This is a genomic window from Corynebacterium occultum, assembly GCF_009734425.1.
GTDB classification, from domain to species: domain Bacteria; phylum Actinomycetota; class Actinomycetes; order Mycobacteriales; family Mycobacteriaceae; genus Corynebacterium; species Corynebacterium occultum.
The window spans coordinates 1,377,025-1,395,660 of record NZ_CP046455.1; the positions used below are offsets into that span (position 1 = coordinate 1,377,025).

Annotated in this window: 18 protein-coding genes; 12 read left to right on the forward strand and 6 right to left on the reverse strand. The window is 61.6% G+C overall.

Features of this window, described 5'->3' with window-relative positions; all coding sequences use genetic code 11:
- The first annotated feature begins 17 nt into the window (after nt 1-17).
- The 4 genes from COCCU_RS06475 to COCCU_RS06490 all read left to right on the forward strand — a co-directional run bounded on the left by COCCU_RS06475 (nt 18) and on the right by COCCU_RS06490 (nt 3,525).
- Nucleotides 18-470, forward strand: coding sequence for a universal stress protein (locus tag COCCU_RS06475; protein WP_156230754.1), 453 nt, complete (start codon nt 18-20; stop codon nt 468-470).
- An 89-nt stretch (nt 471-559) separates the two neighbouring features.
- Nucleotides 560-1,003 (forward strand): universal stress protein, encoded by a 444-nt coding sequence (locus COCCU_RS06480; protein WP_156230755.1) that lies wholly within the window; start codon nt 560-562, stop codon nt 1,001-1,003.
- A gap of 171 nt (nt 1,004-1,174) precedes the next feature.
- Nucleotides 1,175-2,437 (forward strand): alpha-amylase family protein, encoded by a 1,263-nt coding sequence (locus COCCU_RS06485; RefSeq protein ID WP_156230756.1) that lies wholly within the window; start codon nt 1,175-1,177, stop codon nt 2,435-2,437.
- Between the two features lie 179 nt (nt 2,438-2,616).
- Complete coding sequence (locus COCCU_RS06490; protein ID WP_156230757.1) at nt 2,617-3,525, forward strand: TIGR01777 family oxidoreductase; 909 nt, start codon at nt 2,617-2,619, stop codon at nt 3,523-3,525.
- Nucleotides 3,526-3,609: 84 nt separating this feature from the next.
- On the opposite strand, the gene COCCU_RS06495 is transcribed toward COCCU_RS06490, so the two are convergent.
- From COCCU_RS06495 to COCCU_RS06505, 3 genes are all read right to left on the reverse strand, one after another.
- A complete protein-coding gene (locus tag COCCU_RS06495; protein ID WP_231598895.1) occupies nt 3,610-5,874 on the reverse strand; it encodes a HelD family protein in 2,265 nt (754 codons plus the stop codon).
- Nucleotides 5,875-6,064: 190 nt separating this feature from the next.
- Nucleotides 6,065-6,979 carry a DoxX family protein gene (locus tag COCCU_RS06500; RefSeq protein ID WP_156230759.1) on the reverse strand — a complete coding sequence of 305 codons (915 nt, stop codon included), beginning with the start codon at nt 6,977-6,979 and terminating at the stop codon, nt 6,065-6,067.
- A 167-nt stretch (nt 6,980-7,146) separates the two neighbouring features.
- Complete coding sequence (locus COCCU_RS06505) at nt 7,147-7,749, reverse strand: MBL fold metallo-hydrolase (protein WP_156230760.1); 603 nt, start codon at nt 7,747-7,749, stop codon at nt 7,147-7,149.
- Nucleotides 7,750-7,883: 134 nt separating this feature from the next.
- Here COCCU_RS06505 and uvrA point away from each other — a divergent pair, with 134 nt between their 5' ends.
- Nucleotides 7,884-10,739, forward strand: a complete 2,856-nt coding sequence (gene uvrA / locus COCCU_RS06510; protein ID WP_156230761.1) for an excinuclease ABC subunit UvrA — start codon at nt 7,884-7,886, stop codon at nt 10,737-10,739.
- Nucleotides 10,740-10,773: 34 nt separating this feature from the next.
- Here uvrA and COCCU_RS06515 read toward each other — a convergent pair whose 3' ends face one another.
- Both COCCU_RS06515 and COCCU_RS06520 read right to left on the reverse strand, forming a co-directional pair.
- Nucleotides 10,774-11,784 carry a cation diffusion facilitator family transporter gene (locus tag COCCU_RS06515; RefSeq protein WP_156230762.1) on the reverse strand — a complete coding sequence of 337 codons (1,011 nt, stop codon included), beginning with the start codon at nt 11,782-11,784 and terminating at the stop codon, nt 10,774-10,776.
- 19 nt (nt 11,785-11,803) lie between these two features.
- Nucleotides 11,804-13,702, reverse strand: a complete 1,899-nt coding sequence (locus tag COCCU_RS06520) for a DUF2339 domain-containing protein (protein ID WP_156230763.1) — start codon at nt 13,700-13,702, stop codon at nt 11,804-11,806.
- A gap of 89 nt (nt 13,703-13,791) precedes the next feature.
- On the opposite strand from COCCU_RS06520, the gene COCCU_RS06525 reads away from it, so the two are divergent.
- The 7 genes from COCCU_RS06525 to COCCU_RS06555 all read left to right on the forward strand — a co-directional run bounded on the left by COCCU_RS06525 (nt 13,792) and on the right by COCCU_RS06555 (nt 17,734).
- A complete protein-coding gene (locus COCCU_RS06525) occupies nt 13,792-14,562 on the forward strand; it encodes a hypothetical protein (protein ID WP_156230764.1) in 771 nt (256 codons plus the stop codon).
- A 299-nt stretch (nt 14,563-14,861) separates the two neighbouring features.
- The gene (gene infC, locus COCCU_RS06530) at nt 14,862-15,383 is read left to right on the forward strand and encodes a translation initiation factor IF-3 (protein ID WP_156230765.1); all 522 of its coding nucleotides are present in this window, start codon (nt 14,862-14,864) and stop codon (nt 15,381-15,383) included.
- 36 nt (nt 15,384-15,419) lie between these two features.
- Nucleotides 15,420-15,614 carry a 50S ribosomal protein L35 gene (gene rpmI / locus COCCU_RS06535; protein WP_040085755.1) on the forward strand — a complete coding sequence of 65 codons (195 nt, stop codon included), beginning with the start codon at nt 15,420-15,422 and terminating at the stop codon, nt 15,612-15,614.
- A gap of 53 nt (nt 15,615-15,667) precedes the next feature.
- Nucleotides 15,668-16,051, forward strand: a complete 384-nt coding sequence (gene rplT / locus COCCU_RS06540) for a 50S ribosomal protein L20 (protein WP_156230766.1) — start codon at nt 15,668-15,670, stop codon at nt 16,049-16,051.
- Between the two features lie 354 nt (nt 16,052-16,405).
- Nucleotides 16,406-16,723: a WhiB family transcriptional regulator gene (locus COCCU_RS06545; protein WP_231598924.1), complete on the forward strand. Its 318-nt coding sequence runs from the start codon at nt 16,406-16,408 to the stop codon at nt 16,721-16,723.
- Between the two features lie 259 nt (nt 16,724-16,982).
- Nucleotides 16,983-17,219, forward strand: coding sequence for a hypothetical protein (locus COCCU_RS06550; RefSeq protein ID WP_156230768.1), 237 nt, complete (start codon nt 16,983-16,985; stop codon nt 17,217-17,219).
- Nucleotides 17,220-17,446: 227 nt separating this feature from the next.
- Nucleotides 17,447-17,734, forward strand: a complete 288-nt coding sequence (locus tag COCCU_RS06555; RefSeq protein ID WP_156230769.1) for a hypothetical protein — start codon at nt 17,447-17,449, stop codon at nt 17,732-17,734.
- Here the strand turns inward: COCCU_RS06555 and COCCU_RS06560 are convergent.
- Nucleotides 17,718-17,981 (reverse strand): hypothetical protein, encoded by a 264-nt coding sequence (locus tag COCCU_RS06560; protein ID WP_156230770.1) that lies wholly within the window; start codon nt 17,979-17,981, stop codon nt 17,718-17,720. The two genes, COCCU_RS06555 and COCCU_RS06560, sit on opposite strands and share 17 nt — an antisense overlap.
- Nucleotides 17,982-18,636: the final 655 nt, after the last annotated feature.

Consider the following 18,636-nt stretch of genomic DNA (forward strand, 5'->3'; position numbering starts at 1 on the left):
GGAAGGGCAGCTCAAACGTGAAGAAGTACCACACCATTGCCGTGGGAACTGATGGTTCCGAATCCGCCATGGAGGCCGTGAAAACCGCGGCCAGCCTGGCTGGCCTCTACCAGGCCGAACTGGTGGTCATCTGCGCCCACTACAGCAACACCGGCTCCTTGTTGGGTGCCCGCCAATCGGATATCAGCTCCATCGCTGTGATCAGCGAAGATGATGCTCAGGAGCATTTAGCCGCAGCTCGAGAGGTGGCGCAGGCCGAAGGTGCGAAGGCGATTTCCCTCCATTTGGCGGAGGGTTCCCCGGCGGATGTACTGGTCCGCACCCTGGCAGAGGTGGGCGCGGATCTGGTGGTCGTGGGAAATAAGGGTGTGAACACCCTGAGCGGACGTGTCTTCGGCAGCATTCCCACCGAAGTGTCCCGTAAGGCACACATCGACGTGATGCTGGTCAACACTTCAGGGGGGCGTTAATTAGCTCAAATCCCAAGTCGTTTCTCAGTCTGCTTGGTAGAGTGTTCAGCTAGTAACACCCACCAGAATTTCACGAGGGAAAGGGTCCCATGAGCGAGACTTACGAAAAGATTGTTGTCGGTACCGACGGCTCCAAGTCCTCCCTGCTGGCGGTAGAGCGCGCCGCCAAGATTGCCGCCGCTTTTGACGCAACCCTCATCGTTGGCGTGGCATTCTACGAGTCCAAGGAGGATGCCTCCAAGACTCTGCGTCAGGACTCGGTCACCGTCCTCGGCGATGAGGTGGCCAAGGAGAACCTGGCGGCCGCTGCAGCTCACGCCAAGCAGTTCGGCGTGAGCAAGATCGAGACTGCGGTTCGCCCCGGTACTCCCGTCCAGGCACTGATGTCCATCGTCACCGACAACAATGCTGATCTTCTCGTGGTGGGCAACCGTGGCATCAACTCCCTGACCGGCCGTCTGTTGGGCTCTGTCCCGGCTGATGTCGCCCGCCAGTCTGACTGTGACGTGATGATCGTCCACACCGTCAACTAAAGCACTCAGGCTTTAACGAGACTCCCGTGACCCCTTGGGGCACGGGAGTTTTTGTCTCCCCGGCCCGGGGGTGGACATCGATGAGCATCTCGGTGACGCCAGGGGCGCTGACTGGCACAGGTGAACTAGTCTCGGGGGTATCTGTACCCGAGATTTAATCTGGAGGCTTCCGTGGACTGGAGCGAGCACGCAATTTTCTGGCACATCTACCCGCTCGGCTTTTGTGGCGCACCCATCCGTGAACCCGATGCCCAGCCCCAGCCGCGGTTGCGCACTCTGCTGAACTGGCTCGACTATGCCGTGGAACTGGGCATCAATGGGCTGCTGTTAGGGCCGGTCTGTCACTCCCAGACCCACGGTTATGATGTGCTCGACCAGCTCAAGATCGACCCCCGTCTGGGCGGTGTGGAGGACTTTGATGAACTGCTCCGCGAAGCCAAACAGCGTGGACTGCGCATCGTGATGGACGGGGTTTTCAGCCATGTCGGTGACCAGCACCCCGACCTGCTGCAGGCCCTTGCCGAAGGGCCCGACAGTGAAAAAGCCGCCCGCTTCGACATTGACTGGAAAGCTGAAGGTGGGCCGAAGCCGCGGGTCTTTGAGGGACATGAGGGCCTGGTACGCCTCAACCATGCTGACCCCGGCACCCGTGACCATGCGGTTGAGGTTCTCAATTATTGGCTGGAACGTGGAATTGACGGTTGGCGGCTGGATGCCGCCTACTCGGTGGATCCCGGATTCTGGGATGAGGTGCTGCCCAGGGTGCGTGCGGAACATCCAGATGTCTGGTTCCTCGGTGAGGTCATCCACGGGGACTACTCCGCGTTCAGTTGGGACGCCAAGATGGATTCCATCACCCAATATGAGCTGTGGAAGGGGATCTGGTCCTCGATCAAGGAGAATAACCTCTACGAACTGGACCACACCCTGCAGCGCCATGACGAGTTCCTGGAGTCCTTCGTGCCGCAGACCTTCATCGGCAATCATGACGTCACCCGGATCACCAGCACCCTCGGGGTGGAGGGCGCGGTGACCGCACTGGCCATCCTGATGACCATCGGTGGGGTGCCCTCCATCTACGCCGGGGACGAACAGGGCTACACGGGCATCAAACGTGAGCAGGTCGGTGGGGATGATGAGGTGCGCCCAGCCTTCCCCGAGCATCCCTCGGAGCTGAGTGAACTGGGGGCTGATATTTTCCGGGCGCACAAGGAACTGATCGGGCTGCGCCGCCGCAACTCCTGGCTCCATGACTCCATGCTGAAAATGCACGACCTGAGCAACACCACCTGCCGCTACCAGGTGGTGGGCACGGACAGTTCTGAGGTACTCGACGTCTCCATCAACCTCAAGCCCGGCAAGGGCCAGCCGCGGGTGGTCATCCGAGATCATCAGGGTGGGGTGTTGTGGAAGCAGAAGGCCCCCAAGAAATAAAGGAATCGGGGAGTTTCAAGTGTGGAAGCTTGAAACCATCCTCTTTCCCTATTTTCCGCTGAGCCGGCCGCACTCTTTGTGGGCACCGCTATTCCAGCCGCCCCGGGATTGCGGGCTGAGGTATAACATCGGCTTCACAGGCTGGAACCTCTCCACCGGAGCTAAAAGAAGGCAGCACAATGGCCCCCACCAAGATCATCATTTCCGGTTCTTCCGGACTGATCGGATCCGCGCTCGTACGTTCCCTACGGGCTGATGGCATTGAGGCCATCAGGCTGGTTCGTCGGCAGCCCCGCGAAGCCGATGAAGTGTTCTGGGATCCCGGCCGCCGGGAACTCGACCCAGGTCTCCTGGCAGGTGCTGACGCGGTGGTCAATCTCAATGGGGCCAGCATCGGGAAGCTTCCCTGGACCCGTAGCTACCGGGAGGCGCTTCGGACATCGCGTCTGCTGCCGACCCGCACTCTTGCCGAAGCCATCCGCCAGCTGGGTGGGGATGCCCCGATGTTCCTCTCCGGTTCCGCAACCGGATTCTACGGGCATCGCCCCGGGGAAACCCTGACCGAAGAGAGCACCCCGGGGGATTCCTTCCTGGCCCAGCTCTGTGTGGACTGGGAGGCGGCGGCGCTGCAGGCTGGTCCGCAGGCCCGGGTGGCGCTGCTGCGCACCGCATCCCTGCTGCACCCCGAGGCGGTGCTCAAACCGCTGATCCTGCTCACCAGGTTCGGAGTGAGTGGTCCCCTCGGTGGGGGCAGGCAGATCTGGCCCTGGTTCTCCCTGGAGGATGAGGTCCGGGCGATCCGGCACATCATCGATGAGGGCATCGTCGGCCCCGTCAATCTCAGCGGTCCGACTCCGGCAAGTGCCAATGAGATCGGCAAAGACCTCGCGCGGCGGATGCGGCGTCCCTTCCTGCTTCCGGCCCCCAAGTGGGCACTGCGTCTCGGGATTGGACGTTCGGCCGCCGATGCGCTGCTGCTCTCTGATGCGAGGGTGCAGCCGGAGGTGCTGCGAAACTCCGGTTTCCAATTCGCCCATGACACCGCCCAATCCGCCATCGCGGATGTACTACCCACTTCTGGCAGGTAGGTACCGGGGAGGAGATTAATGCGCTAACCCGCTCCTTTATCTCTAGTTCTGTCCACATGGTCGACCGTGGCCGCGCAGGACAGGCTATTCCGCGGGTTGGGGGATCTCCCCGATCAGGCTCAAGGTCTGGGTGGCACGGGTGACCGCGACATAGAGGTCCTGCCAACCCTGGGGGCTCTGCTCGATGATGCCCAGGGGATCCACCACGATGACATGGTCGAACTCCAGGCCCTTGATGTCATTGACCCCGAGTACCTGGATCGCAGGGTCCGCCCCCTTAGACCGGGCATGGTTGTGGTCCTGGGGCAGGATGATCGCCACCAGTCGCTCTGCATCCTCGGCCAGACGACGGGCGGCCACCTCCCAGGGATCATGGTCGGCAGGCAGCTGTTCCGGCTGGACACCGGACTCCCGGATCGCGGTGGCCGGCTGGGCTGTTGGGTCGATCCGGGCCAGGATCTGGTTTGCCACGACCATGATCTCAGCGGGGGTGCGGTAGTTCACGCTCAGCTCATGATGGCGGAAACGGGTCTTCACATAAGGTTCCAGCGCCTCCTCCCAGGAATCAACCCCGGCGGGGGAGCCGGTCTGGGCGGTGTCGCCCACCAGTGTCATCCAGCGGGAGGGGCTGCGACGCATCACCATCCGCCAGTCCATGGGGCTGAGCTCCTGGGCTTCATCGATGATCACATGGCCATAAGCCCAGGTGTGATCCAACCGGGCGCGGTCCGCGGTGGAACGAATATCGCGCACCTCCTGACGCTGGGCCAGGGTCTCGGCATCGATGACGTCATGGGCGGAAAGAATCTCAGCCTCATATTGATCATCATCATTATCGGTGGAGTCTGAACTGCTCAGGATATCCAGGGCATCCTGGGCATCCTCGATCAGTTCACGGTGTGCCGCCTCGGCGGCGGCCCGGGCCTGCTCCGGGTCGGGGATGCCGATCAGCACCGCCAGTTCATCCAGGAGAGCGGCATCCGAGGGGGTCCATCTGGAACCGGGTTCCCGGTAGAGTGCCGCCTGGGTCTCCTCGTCATAGTCGTGGGCGGCCCGGGCGATCGCCTCCTGATCCTCCAGCAGTCCGCGCAGCACCTCGGTGGGTTCCAGCTCAGGCCAGAACTCATCGAGCAGGTCGGCCACGGCGTACTCCTCGGCGAGGTCATCGTGGAGCTGATCGATATCAGCCCGGCTGAGCAGGTTCTTCCCGCCCAGGGGATCCGCGCCGATCTTCTGGGCCAGCTGCTGGGCCAGCTGCTCCAGGAGGTGTTCCCGGAAGATCTTCCGGGCGTCATTGTGGGGCTGGCGGGAACGGCGCGCACGGGTGCGTGCGGCCTTGACCATCGCGACGTCGACCAGCAGGGTGAGGGAATCCACCCGCAGCTCCACCGGGGAATCGGGGAGCACCTGACGGTCCTTCACCGCCTCACGCAGGATCTCCACCATCTCCGCTGAACCCTTGATTTCCCGGGCCAGCAGGGATTCCGGGGCGGTACCGGACACCCCGGGGTAGAACTCGCCGAGGGTGGAGAGCACCACGCCGGTTTCACCGAGTTCCGGCAGGACCCGGGAGATGTAGTCCAGGAAAGTACGGTTCGGGCCGATGATCAGCACACCGGTCTTGGCCAGCTGATCGCGGTGGGTGTAGAGCAGGTAAGCCACACGATGCAGAGCAACCGCCGTTTTACCGGTGCCTGGGCCACCCTGAACCACCATCACGCCGCGGGTGGCGTCACGGATGATCTGGTCCTGCTCACGCTGGATGGTCTCCACGATATTGCGCATATGCCCCGAACGAGCCTGCTGCATGGCGCGGTAGAGCGCGGACTCCGAACCCACCCCGGTGCGTTCCACCCCGGCGGACTCACCGGCGAGGAACTCATCATCGACCCCGAGCACCTTGCGGCCCTGGGTGCGGATATGGCGGCGGACATGCACACCTTCCGGGTTCGCGGTGGTCGCCAGGTAGAAGGGGCGGGCCTGATCGGCACGCCAGTCCAGCAGGAGAGTGCGGTAACCGTCCTCCCGGTCCAGCAGCCCCATGCGGCCGATATAACGACGATCCAGGCCAGGACTGCCAGGTACCGGGTTCTCCATATCATCGGTTGCCACATCGATGCGGCCGAAGACCAGTCCCAGCTGGGCGATATTGAGACGGTCCAGGCGGGCGTTCAGTCCGTGGTATTCGGTCTCGCGCTGAACCAGCGCCTCAGGGTCCGGGTTGGAGGGGTCGACCCGCAGCATCACTTCCTGCAGGCGGGCGTTCGCCTGGGTCACCTCATCATCGAGTCGGGCGAAAAGGTCATCGATATATTCTTGCTCGACCTTCAGTTCATCCTCCGCGGCCAAAGGGTCGTCCTCCTCAAAGAAAAGATCCGGGATGCTCTCCCGAAAGTGGGGTATAAGTCTACAACGATTTAATGCTGCGGCAGATTCCCCGGGGTGGGGGGTGCTGCCAGGCCCTGCACAAAGCTCAGGACGGCAAGGAACCCCCTCCACCTGAAACCCAGGCGGAGGGGGTTCGGAAAGAAGTGGGGGATCAGCCCTGCAGGTCACCGATCTTGCGCTGGGCGCGGGCGATGGCCTGGTCGGCACGTTCCTGGAACTTGCCGGCCTCCTTATCAGCGCGCTTCTTCGCGCGACCGCTGGCATCCTCGGCGCGAGCCAGTGCCGTGTTGGCACGCTCCTGGGCCTTGGTGGCGGCCTTCACGGCACCGGAACGGGCGGTCTTGGCGTTGTCCTGGGCGGCGGTCAGCCAATCGTCCTTGTTGCCCTTCCAATAATCCTGGGCCAGGTGGGCGTACTCCCCAACCTTGGCGGCACCGACCTGCGCGGTGGTCAGCCAGTCTTCCTTGTTGTCCTCGTAGTAGTCCTGGGCCTTGTGGGCGTACTCCCCAACCTTGGTGGAGGCATCATCGAGCCATTCCTGGGCGGTGCCGGTGAGCTGCTCGGTGGTCTTCTCCGTCTCAGACTTGGTCGGCAGGGCAGCATGGACCTTCTTGTTGGCCACCTCGGCGGCCTTGGTGGCACGCCACTTCAGACCGGGCTTGCCGGCGGTGTCCACACTGGTGATGGCCAGGCCGCCCAGCAGGGCGATATTGGTGATGAAACCGTTGCGGCGGGCCTGCTTCTCCTCCTTGTCCTGGGTCTCCCAGAAAGCATGGCGGGCCAGGATGGTCGGGGCGGTCAGCAGTGCCAGGGTGGCGGCTGAGAAACGCGGTGCCTTGCCCAGGGCCAGCAGGGAGCCGGCGCCGACCTTGGTGCCACCAACCACGCGGGTCACCAGCTCCGGATCCCGGGGAAGCTTCTTGGCATAGCGGCGGGGGAGAACGGAGCGAACCCGCTTGAGGAGGGTTTCAGTGCCCTCGACATGGGCATCGGTGTTGAGCAGGGTGTCTGCACCATCGAGGACGTAGACGGAGGCGAGCATCGGACGGGCGATTTTACGGATCATGAATTTTGCTCCTTAGATGAAATAGCTGCCTATCGTTGCAGTCGATTTTAACGACTTTGCACCCGCCGCGAGGGGTGATCGGGGAAGTTCGCGGACTGAGCAGCTGGGATGGGGGTCAATGTTCGCTCTCAGCGATGAGGGAGGGTGGGATTCCACCACCCCGCCCCTTACCAGCGTCGGGCGTACCACTCGTCCAGGTGCGGACGTTCCGCACCTAGCGTGGTGTCCTTGCCGTGGCCGGGGTGGACCACCGCATCATCGGGGTGGGGCTCGAAGAGATGGGTCTTGACATCATTGAAGAGACGAACGAAGTCACCTTCGCTGGAGGTTTTACCCAGGCCACCGGGGAAGAGACTGTCACCGACGAAGAGATGGGTGGTGCCCTTGATCTCGGCGGTGATGGCTGCACCGCCCGGGGTGTGGCCCCGCAGGATGCTCACCGGGAATTCATGGCCGGCAAACGGCAGTACATCGCCTTCCTGCAGCTCCACATCCGGGGCGACAGGCAGGGCGGGGGCATCCAGGAAAGAGCCGTAGTGGGTGGCGCCGGTGGCCTCGAGCACCTCCTTCAGGGCCCGGGTGTGGTCAGCGTGACGGTGGGTGGTCAGCACCGCGGTGATCTTGACCCCGGCCTCCTCGGCGAGTTTGAGGAGCGCGGGGGCGTTGTCCGCGGCGTCGATAAGCAGTCCTTCTTCGCCGGCGGCGAGGAGGTAGCAGTTATTGTCCATCTCGGACACGGAGACACGGTGCAGGGAGAGTTCATTGCTCATACGGCCCAGCGTACCGAGGTCCCGGGCAACTGGTGCGGGCTTGCACAGATAGACTTCAGTGAATGGCGAAAACCGCCTGATCGTTGGTATGTTCGAAAGACATTTTCCGCAGAAATGAAGGGTTGGATACTGCCGTGGCTGAGCGTCTCATCGTGCGAGGAGCACGTGAACACAACCTGAAGAATGTCGATGTCGACCTTCCCCGTGACGCCATGGTGGTGTTCACCGGGCTCTCGGGTTCCGGTAAATCCTCGCTTGCCTTCGACACGATCTTCGCTGAGGGGCAGCGCCGTTATGTGGAGTCCCTGTCCAGTTACGCCCGTCTCTTCCTGGGGCAGATGGACAAACCCGATGTGGACCTCATCGAGGGTCTTTCCCCGGCGGTGGCGATCGACCAGAAGTCGACCAACCGCAACCCGCGTTCCACGGTGGGCACCATCACCGAGGTCTATGACTACCTGCGGCTGCTCTTCTCCCGCGCCGGTAGCGCGCACTGTCCGGTCTGTGATGCCAAGGTGGAACGCCAGACCCCGCAGCAGATCGTCGACCAGGTCCTGGCCCTGGAGCCGGGCCTGAAGTTCCAGGTCCTGGCGCCGGTGGTGCGTACCCGCAAGGGTGAGTTCGTCGACCTCTTCGCCGACCTGGCGTCCCAGGGTTACTCTCGTGTCCGGGTGGACGGACAGGTGCACCAGCTTTCTGATCCGCCGAAGCTGGAGAAGCAGATCAAGCACGATATCGACGTGGTGGTCGACCGTCTCCAGGTCAAGGAATCCCAGAAGCAGCGCCTCACCGAATCGGTGGAAACCGCCCTCGGCATCGCCGATGGTGTGGTGGTGCTTGAATTCATCGACCTGGCTGAGGATGATCCGCAGCGGGTCCGTCGTTTCTCGGAGAAGATCTCCTGCCCCAACGGCCATGCCCTGGCCCTGGATGAGCTGGAACCGCGGGCCTTCTCCTTCAACTCGCCTTACGGCGCCTGCCCGGACTGTGATGGCCTGGGCACCCGCACCGAGGTCGACATCGAATTGATCATCCCGGACCCGGATGCCCCGGTCACCGACTCGGTGCAGCCTTGGAACTCCAGTCCCAACCACAGCTACTTCGCCAAGCTGATCGAGGGTCTGGCCAAGGCCATGGACTTCGAGCCGGACACCCCCTACTCCTCCCTGAGTGCCGCCCAGAAAAAGGCGCTGGTTTATGGCACCAAGAAGGAGGTCAGTGTCCGCTACAAGAACCGCTATGGCCGGGTCCGCAGCTGGACCGCCCCCTTCGAGGGTGTGATGGGCTGGATCAGCCGCAAGCTGGAGGAGGCGGAATCCGAGAAGGCCAAGGAACGTTTCCTGGCCTACACCCGTGAGATCGCCTGCCCCACCTGTGAGGGCACCCGCCTCAAGCCGGAGATCCTGGCGGTACGCCTGGCGTCGACCTCCGAGGGTGAGCTCTCCATCGCCGGGCTGACCGCACTGTCCATCGAACGCGCCGCCCATTTCCTGGACACCCTGGATCTGGGGAAGCGGGAGAAGATCATCGCCGGTGCCGTGCTCAAGGAGATCCAGGCCCGCCTGCGCTTCCTCAACGATGTGGGCCTGTCCTACCTCACCCTCAACCGGGCGGCCGGCACGCTTTCCGGTGGTGAGGCGCAGCGCATCCGCCTGGCCACCCAGATCGGTTCCGGCCTGGCGGGCGTGCTCTATGTCCTTGATGAGCCCTCCATCGGTCTGCACCAGCGTGATAACCAGCGGTTGATCGCCACCCTGAAGAAGCTGCGCGACCTGGGCAACACCCTCGTTGTGGTGGAACATGATGAGGACACCATCAAGTCCGCCGACTGGCTGGTCGATATCGGACCCCGGGCCGGTGAGTACGGTGGCGAGGTGGTCTACCAGGGTGAACCCAAGGGCATTCTCACGGCAGAAAACTCCCTGACCGGCGCCTACCTTTCCGGGCGCCGCACTCTCGGTGTGCCGGAGAACCGCCGTGAGATCGACCCCGAACGGGTGCTCAAGGTAGTGGGTGCCCGCGAGAATAACCTCCGCGACATCGATGTCACTCTGCCCCTGGGTGTGTTGACCTGTGTCACCGGTGTCTCCGGCTCCGGCAAGTCCACCCTGATCAATCAGATCCTGGCCAAGCAGCTGGCCAACACCCTCAACCGGGCCCGCCAGGTCCCCGGACGCGCCAAGCGGGTCGAGGGCCTGGACCACCTGGACAAACTGGTGCAGGTGGACCAGTCACCGATCGGGCGCACCCCGCGTTCCAACCCCGCCACCTACACCGGTGTCTTCGACAAGATCCGCAACCTCTTCGCCGAAACCAGCGAAGCCAAGGTGCGTGGCTACAAGGCGGGGCGTTTCTCCTTCAACATCAAGGGTGGGCGCTGTGAGGCCTGCCGGGGTGACGGCACCATCAAGATCGAGATGAACTTCCTGCCGGACGTCTACGTCCCCTGCGAGGTCTGCAACGGTGCCCGCTACAACCGCGAAACCCTCGAGGTCCGTTACAAGGGCAAGAGCATCGCCGAAGTCCTCGACATGCCCATCTCTGAAGCTGCCGGGTTCTTCGAACCGATCAGCTCCATCCACCGCTACCTGGCCACGCTTGTCGACGTCGGTTTGGGCTATGTCCGCCTGGGGCAGGCGGCCACCACGCTCTCCGGCGGTGAGGCGCAGCGCGTCAAGCTCGCAGCTGAACTGCAGAAGCGTTCCAATGGCCGCACCATCTACATCCTTGATGAACCGACCACCGGCCTGCACTTCGAGGACATCCGTAAACTGATGCTGGTCATCCAGGGACTGGTGGACAAGGGCAACTCCGTCCTGGTCATCGAGCACAACCTGGACGTGATCAAGTCCGCTGACTGGGTCGTGGATATGGGGCCGGAGGGTGGTTCCGGTGGTGGCACCGTCGTCGCGGAGGGCACCCCGGAGCAGGTCGCCGAGGTGGAGGGCTCCTACACCGGTAGCTTCCTCAAGGAGATGCTCGCTCGCTGAGCCAGGTGCTCCCCTCGCCGGCAGGGGGTGGTGCTCAGAGCTCGGAATGCTCCGCATCCTCACGAGTGGCCCTGTCCACCCGCAGCAGGGGGGATAGTTCCGTGACCGGGATGAGGGAAACATCCTTGATCTTCCAATGCAGGTTGCGACAGATCTCCCGTGCCTTCATCAGTTCTGTGGCGGTGATCTGCTCGGGGTGATGGGGAACCACATAGGCATCGACATGGAAGTACTGTCCTTCTTCGCGGGTCCGGTTGCCCACCTCACGAACCCAGGGCAGCTCGGCCAGACGCATATTGACCAGGGCCGGCACGGGGTGGGGCTCTGTGGTTCCCAGGCTCTTGGGGACGGCTTCCACCATGGAGGTCAGCGAGCCCCGGAGATTTTTGAAGCCATCCGCCAGGATGTCCAGGGAGATGATGGCCGCGGCGATCGCATCAGCCCACCAGAACCCCAGGCCGATGCCGGTGATCCCCATGATCGTGGCCAGCCCGGCCATCCAGTCGGCCTTGTTCATCTGGGCGTCGGCAAAAAGGGCCTTATTGTGCAGCAGTTTCGCCGGTTTCATCTTCAACCGGCCCAGAATCAGGGGCGGGAAGAGGGTGATGAACATGAAGGCGATCATGACCCAGCCCTGCCAGATATCGAAGCTGAGGAGGGAGAACATGCCGATATCGGGGCGCTCGCCCTGCAGCAGCGTCATGGCTGACTGATAGAGGAGAAAACCACCGAAGCCCAGGAGTGCGGTTCCGGAGATCAGGTGGGCGATGTCCATGGCTTGGGCGAAGCCATAGGGGTGGTCTGCGGTGGCTCTTTTCCGCGCTATCCGCATACCGATGAGAAAGGCCAGGGGTGGGATCATGCCCAGCAGGTCCTGGATCCAGGCGGCCTGCATGGCCTGTGAGTTGCCCTTGATCAGGAACAGGACGGCGGTGTCCACTGCGAGGTAGGCGAGGGTCCACCAGGCCAGTAGGGTGCCCCGCCGGACGGCCCACTTCTGAGCCTCCGGCAGGGTGGGGCGCTTGCCTCGTGCGGCAGTGCTCATGAATTCACTCTACGTCTGTTCAGTTGCTCGGGGAAGACACCTCGGCCGCCCCCTTCGGCTGCTCAGGTTCAGTGCTACGGCGGCTGCGGATGGTGGCGATCGCGAGCAGCACCACACCACAGACCAGGAAAGCAAAGACCCGGGGCACCCCACTCAGAGCGCTCAGGTCGAAGAACACCAGCTTCACGGTGGCGGACACCGCCAGAATCAACCCGATGCCCAGGGCAGTGTCATTGTTCAGCGGGTTCCGGGCCAGCAGCACCCAGGCTGCCAGGACCATCCAGATGATGGAGACCAGGGCATGACCGAAGTAGTAGCCGGTCCAGGGCTGAACATCACCGCCGAGGTAGAAGTCGACATTGGTGCTCAAGGTGACGACCACCAGCATGGAGAGATAGAGCGTCGCGATGCCACCCGACACCTGCTCCCAGGTGTCGAAGATACTGAAGACCCGGGCGCTGAGCAGCACCCTGGTGATGAAGGCCGCCAGCAACAGCGCCAGAATGATGCTCTGGTACCCGGAGATGACCAGCGGCTCCCGGAAGGCCGCCCCGTAGCCCAGGGAAGCGGTGATCAGTAAGGTGGCGGCCAGCCAGCAGACCCAGGGGGAACGGCCGAAACTCTCCTGCCGGGACAACCACCACACCATGAGGATCCCCACGCCGAGGAAGACCATGATGACTGAGGGGCCCTCCCACTCCTGCAGGGGGAGGGGACTGTGCTGGGTCAGCCACCACAGCGGGAGGAAGGTCAAGGGCAGGGCACTGAGGGAGAGGACGGTGCTGGCTCGCTCCCCGTACTTCAGCGCCATCAGGAGGAAACCGAAGGCGGCGATGGGGGAGAGCCACACCCAGTAGGTGTCATCGGCGTTGAGGGAGATCAGTGGCAACAGCGCAGCAGCCAGACCCAGTTGAATCAGGCGGTGGGACAAAGTGAGTGGCTCCTGCTGGGAGATCCACTCATTGGTGCTCTGCCGCGGCCGGGGCAACTGTTCCCCTTCCTCGGGTAGCGGATCCTGGAGGTTGACCCACAGCAGGGCGAGGGCGGAGACGGTGGCCAGGATGGCGCCGAAGGTGTTGAGGTTGTCCTGCCAGGTGCCGAGCAGGGACAGATGCAGCAGCACCATGGCGAGGGCGGCGATCATGCGGGTCCAACCCCAGTTGGAACGGTAGGTGGAGGCCAGGGTGATCAGCGGCAGGCTGGCGATCGCCCAGGTATCGGGCGCCGCGTCGAAGTATGTCAGGGCCAGGATTCCGCCGATCGCGGCCACCACATAGGAGAGCCACTCCATGTGGAAGTAGCGGGCCATGCCCAGGTAGGCGCTGTGAATGATGATGAGCACGACAGCACCGAGCAGTTCCGGCCACCACTCCAGCCAGTGGACCAACGTGACGGTCAGCAGCGAGTAGATCAGATAGGAGGTGATGATCAGCGCATTGGCACCGGTGGTATTGGGCTTCTCCAGCATGATCTGGCGGATACCGATGCCCAGCAGAATGGTGGCGAGAAGAGCGGTGCCGATCACCCTGGCCAGGGGGCCGAGCAACCCCAGCTGGATGGCCAGGGCAATCAGGAGGGCCACACCGATCAGGGTGATCACCGCGCCACCGATGGCGATGCCGCGCATGACCTTCTGCTCCAGCGTCAGCGGCGGCTTCCGCGGTTTTGTCGGGGGTGGGGGAGCCTGTCTGGGTGGCGGTGGTCCCTGGCGGACCGTGGGATAAGGCCGGGGTCCGGCCAGTGCAGGCATCGGGGCCTGCTGTGGTGCAACCGGGGTCAGGTGGACGGTGGGCGTCGATAAGCTCTCTTCGGTGAGTGCTGCCAGGGATGCCTTCACCTCTGCGATGGCATCCTCGGCCGCATTCAAGCGCGCTAATGCGGTCCTCAGCTCGAGTCCGCTGATCCTGTGCTCACTCATATCTGAGGACGCTAGCGCGAATCCCGGTCAGTGGGGCAGGGAAAGGGATATCTTTTCAGGATTGAGATCCTATTCATTAGAATCAGGGCATGCCGTCGAACCCGCATCATCCGGAAGAGTCGGGAGGCTCCGGGTTTTCTGACCCTGCTTCCGAAGTCCGGTTCCGATATGCGGCGCCTTCCCCGACGAATCCCTGGGATGGCCGCCGTTATAAGGTCGCGCGCAAACGCAACCACAGTCGTATCCTCGCCCTGCTGATCCTGATTTTCGGCCTCTTCATCCTGGGCTCGGCGATGCTCTACGCCCAGCAGGTCAGCAGCGCCGACCAGGCCTCCCCACCCAGCTTGACGACGCCCGCGCCTCCCGCGCCCCCGGCACCCAGTGAAGCTCCGGCGCCCCCGTCCGCGGAAACCAGCATCATCGTGGAAACCTCCACGGTGGTCATCGTCTCCAGTGCCCCTGCGGAACCCACACCGGTGGTGGCCGAGGTGTCTGCCGACACTCCGGTCACCGAGGAAAAAACGGTGGCAAAGAGTGCCCCGGCAACAAGCGCAGCTGAATCCAGCGCCCCGTTATACAGGGCCCCAGCCGCAGCGAAGCAGTGTGCTGCAAATGTGAACTGGCGGATCTTCAGCGCCACCGAGGCCACCAGCTGCCCCTTCGCTGAGAATGTTGCGATCGCCATGAAGGGAAGTGCCGGCACCAAAGCTGCGCAGCAGCTGCGGGTCGCCAGTCCGGTGACCGGCAAGGAGTACCTGGTTGACTGCCAACCAGCTGGTCAAGGATCCTTCGTCTGTGAAGGTGGGGCAGGGGCGCAGGTGGTGCTGGAACACCGTCATGATCTCCGCCCGGGTTATTGAACGGCTGAATTTGCGTATCGCAGATGGTGATGTTAAAGTATGGGTCACTACCGCCCGGGCAGCATTTCATGGCCTGGGTCGCAAGAGGAGATCTTCCCACCTTAAGCCGCCGGAGTGATTCGGTTGGACACAGGTTCAAGCCAGTAGTTTACACTCGGGAGTCATTTGGCTCCCCGGTTTTCAACTACCAGGCACAATAAGATCTCCCGTACACCTCTGAGGTGTACGGGATTTTTTAGATGAAGCTCTCCACTTGTGGCGAGGTACGTGAATTCTACCCAGCTACTTGAGGAGTACACATCAGCGCTGAAGCTCGCATTAATGAGCGAATCCGAGTTCCCGAGGTCCGTCTTGTTGGACCGAGTGGTGAGCAGGTTGGCATCGTCCGCACCGAAGATGCCCGCAAGCTCGCATACGACGCCGATCTCGACTTGGTTGAGGTCGCACCTACTGCCAAGCCGCCGGTCGCCAAAATTATGGACTACGGAAAGTTCAAGTACGAGGAGGGCCAGAAGGCCCGCGAGTCCCGCAAGAACCAGCAGCAGACTGTCGTCAAAGAGCAAAAATTCCGTCCCAAGATCGATATTCACGATTATGAGACGAAAAAGGGTAACGTGATCCGATTCCTGGAAAAGGGATCCAAGGTCAAGGTGACCATCATGTTCCGTGGCCGCGAGCAGTCGCGTCCGGAGCTGGGCTACCGCCTCCTCGAGCGTCTGGCTGAAGATGTTGCCGAGTTCGGCACCGTTGAGACCCGCGCGAAGCAGGATGGGCGCAACATGACCATGGTTATCGGTCCGCTGCGCAAAGGCAAGAACTAATAACTAACTACTACAGGGATTAAGGACTTAATTCTCATGAAGCAGAAGACCCACAAGGGTACCGCCAAGCGCGTGAAGATCACCGGCTCCGGCAAGCTGCGTCGCGAGCAGGCCGGCCGTCGCCACCTGCTCGAGGGCAAGCCCTCCACCCGCACCCGTCGCCTTAAGGGCACCGTTGACGTCGCTCCGGCCGATGTCAAGCGTATGAAGCGTCTTCTGGGCAAGGCTTAATTAAGTCACCTGCCCCACCCACCCCCCACCAAACGTTTTAAGGAAGTATCACCGTGGCACGTGTCAAGCGGTCAGTTAACGCCCAGAAGAAGCGTCGCGAAATCCTGAAGTCCGCCAAGGGCTACCGTGGCCAGCGCTCCCGTCTTTACCGTAAGGCCAAGGAGCAGTGGTTGCACTCCATGACTTACGCTTACCGCGATCGCCGTAAGCGTAAGTCCGAGTTCCGTAAGCTTTGGATCCAGCGTATCAACGCTGCAGCTCGCATGAACGACATCACCTACAACCGTCTCATCCAGGGCCTGCGCCTTGCTGGGATCGATGTCGACCGCAAGATCCTCGCCGAGCTGGCGGTCAACGATTTCGCAACCTTCTCCGCAATCTGCGAGGCTGCCAAGGCTGCCCTGCCGGAGGATGTCAACGCTCCGAAGGCTGCCTAAACTCAGCTATTGCGTCCCAGGGCGTCAACAGTCTTTGCTTGAACACCACATGCACAGGATAAACCCTGTTCATGTGGTGTTTTTTGCGTTCCCGGGATATCCACCAGAAGTAATCTTGAATCGTCAACCATCCGATAGTGGGCAGTTCAAGCATGGCCGACTAATTCGTGGTGGCGCCGGGGGCTGCGTATGCGCATCCAGCGCCACCCTCTTAAGTCCTATGGGTCGACACTCTCAGGTTTAGCTAATATGATTCGGTTTCTCAGGAAAAAGTATATTTAATCCAGGTTTTCCACGGAGGAAAAATTCACGATGACCGCATCGCTTTACCTTGGCCAGCAGCGCACTGTTCCTATGTGGCAGGAACCTGTCAGGACAGGTAGTCAGGAGATCTCCCCGGAGTCGGAGGAATGGATCGCCCAGGCCCGGTGTCGTCAAAATGATCCTGATGCACTGTTTGTCCAGGGTGCGGAGCAACGCAGGGCGGCCGCACTTTGCCGGCCTTGCCCTGTGCGGCAGCCGTGCCTGGCCACCGCATTGGACAACCGGGAGGACTTTGGGGTGTGGGGTGGGTTGACTGAACGTCAACGCCGTGCCCTGCTGCGAAAAAACCCCCACATCGATAACTGGGCAGACCACCTTGCCGCCGACGGCGAGATTATCGGCATCTAAATTCCGTTCATTGAACCCCGATGCTCCTGCGCTTCCCCCGAGCTTCGTTCTCGAGTTCCTCATCTTGAAGAGGTGCCCGGGGGGGGGGGGGGGGATTCTCGGCGCACACCGTGGTGTGGGTATTCGGAAGCCGCCATCACACAGGAGGAAACTATAGCTCTCCCAAAACAAAAGCTTAGGAGCCATTTCCAATATTTGCAGGTAGAACGAGTTTCCGGCGTCAAACTCAAAAGCTTTTGAATTGAGAGAGCTATAGCTCGTGTACGACACCGAGACTGACCCCTTCGACTGGCCCAGCGGCCACGAACTGCTGCGCCGCCTTCGAGTCCTCGCAGCGGAAAACTTCCCCGATATCGGGCTGAGGGAAAACTCCTGTGCCGCCAATGCTGCCGGGGTAATCATCGCTAATGGATGGCTCACTCTCGAGCAGGCCCGCGACGACCACCCAGCCCTCCTGGAGCAGATCCTCACTGAGAACGGCATCGTCCGAGAATAAACTGCTAGGGATATTTTATATTAGGTTGAGACTCGTCCGTAGTGCTGACAACACCCCCAGAGCTGGATGACCACGGTCTGGAGTTCGGTGAGTGCGCCATGAAAACTCAACCCGCTGCCCCAGGTTTTCAGTCGTGACCGACGGGGTGTAGTGACACCAGCCTAAGCAACTGTCAGAGTCAGAAGACGTTGGGGGCTGCATGAAATGGCAACCTGGCAGTGGATCAGGTGCACACTGACCAACTGGAAGCAGCCAACACGTTGCACAGTGACTTCCTGGATGCCGAGGGCATCAACTTTGGCTACCACCTACCGGCCTTCCCTATACTGTACGCCGAGTACGTTGCCAGCCAGGTGCGCATGTTCGCTGACCAGAAACCCACCGTGGTCTACATTGCGCACGGGCTGAAGATGGACCGGAAGTGGGATCAGGTTCAGAGTCTCGACGAACACCGTGGGGCCCGCACGGCGCTGTTGCAATGGTGCCACCTCTGGTCTGCTATTTCCCCGGGGTAGCTTCGGCAACCTTCTGGAGTACCTCATCCCGGTCGGTGCCGACGGCTCTGATGGAGCTGTGGTTGACCACGACTGTGGCACGTATCGGAGGAGTCCGCTGCACATGCTGGTACAGCCTGATCTCCCCGTCTTCATGCAGGTAAACGGTGTACACGACCATTTCTGGCACTTCATCATAAAGCACCCGATCGTCCTCCCATACCTCGATCGCGGGGATCCCGTGAACACTGATAGATGTTTTCTCCACCAGTCTCTGGGCTTCTCGCAGATGATCGAAGACACCGAGAATGCACTACTCCGAGTCTTGGACCTGAGTTACCACGTAATGCCTGTTCATGTTTTAAGTTTAAAGAATCATCCTGAAACCTCCACTTAATTTTGCGTAGAAAAATAGTAGTTTTAATCTAAGTAGGGATAAATTATCTAAAACGCGATAATTTACCTTTTCCTCAAGACGCCATCGGTGATGATGGCCCCCGCCCCCACTTCTCATGAGCTGCCAGTTTGGATCGCCTGAGGGGAAGTATGGCTGGGATGTGGCTCCCAGCTTCATTTAACAGTTTTCCCAATTTTGGAAAGCAGTTTCAGTTTCAAGGTGGAGATGTGGGGCCGGGAAGTCGGCGGGCCTTGTATGGACATTCTCGTCGGGCGGGGGTGATCTCTAACCGCACCGGTGGAACGCAGGGGGAGAGCCACGTCGGTTCTGAGGTTCTGGTCGGCAGGGGAGTTCGATCCGTGACCGCGCCTACCCAGCTGCAAGGAGGGTGAAGCAGTCCCGGTCCTGCTAGGGGTCGCGGGTGGGTTTAATCACATGAAGTTGTGGAACATGCTCAGCTAAGGCACAGTTTCTTAACATACTGAAACTGATGTCCAGCAGGTGATGAGTCTCGCTGGACGGACAT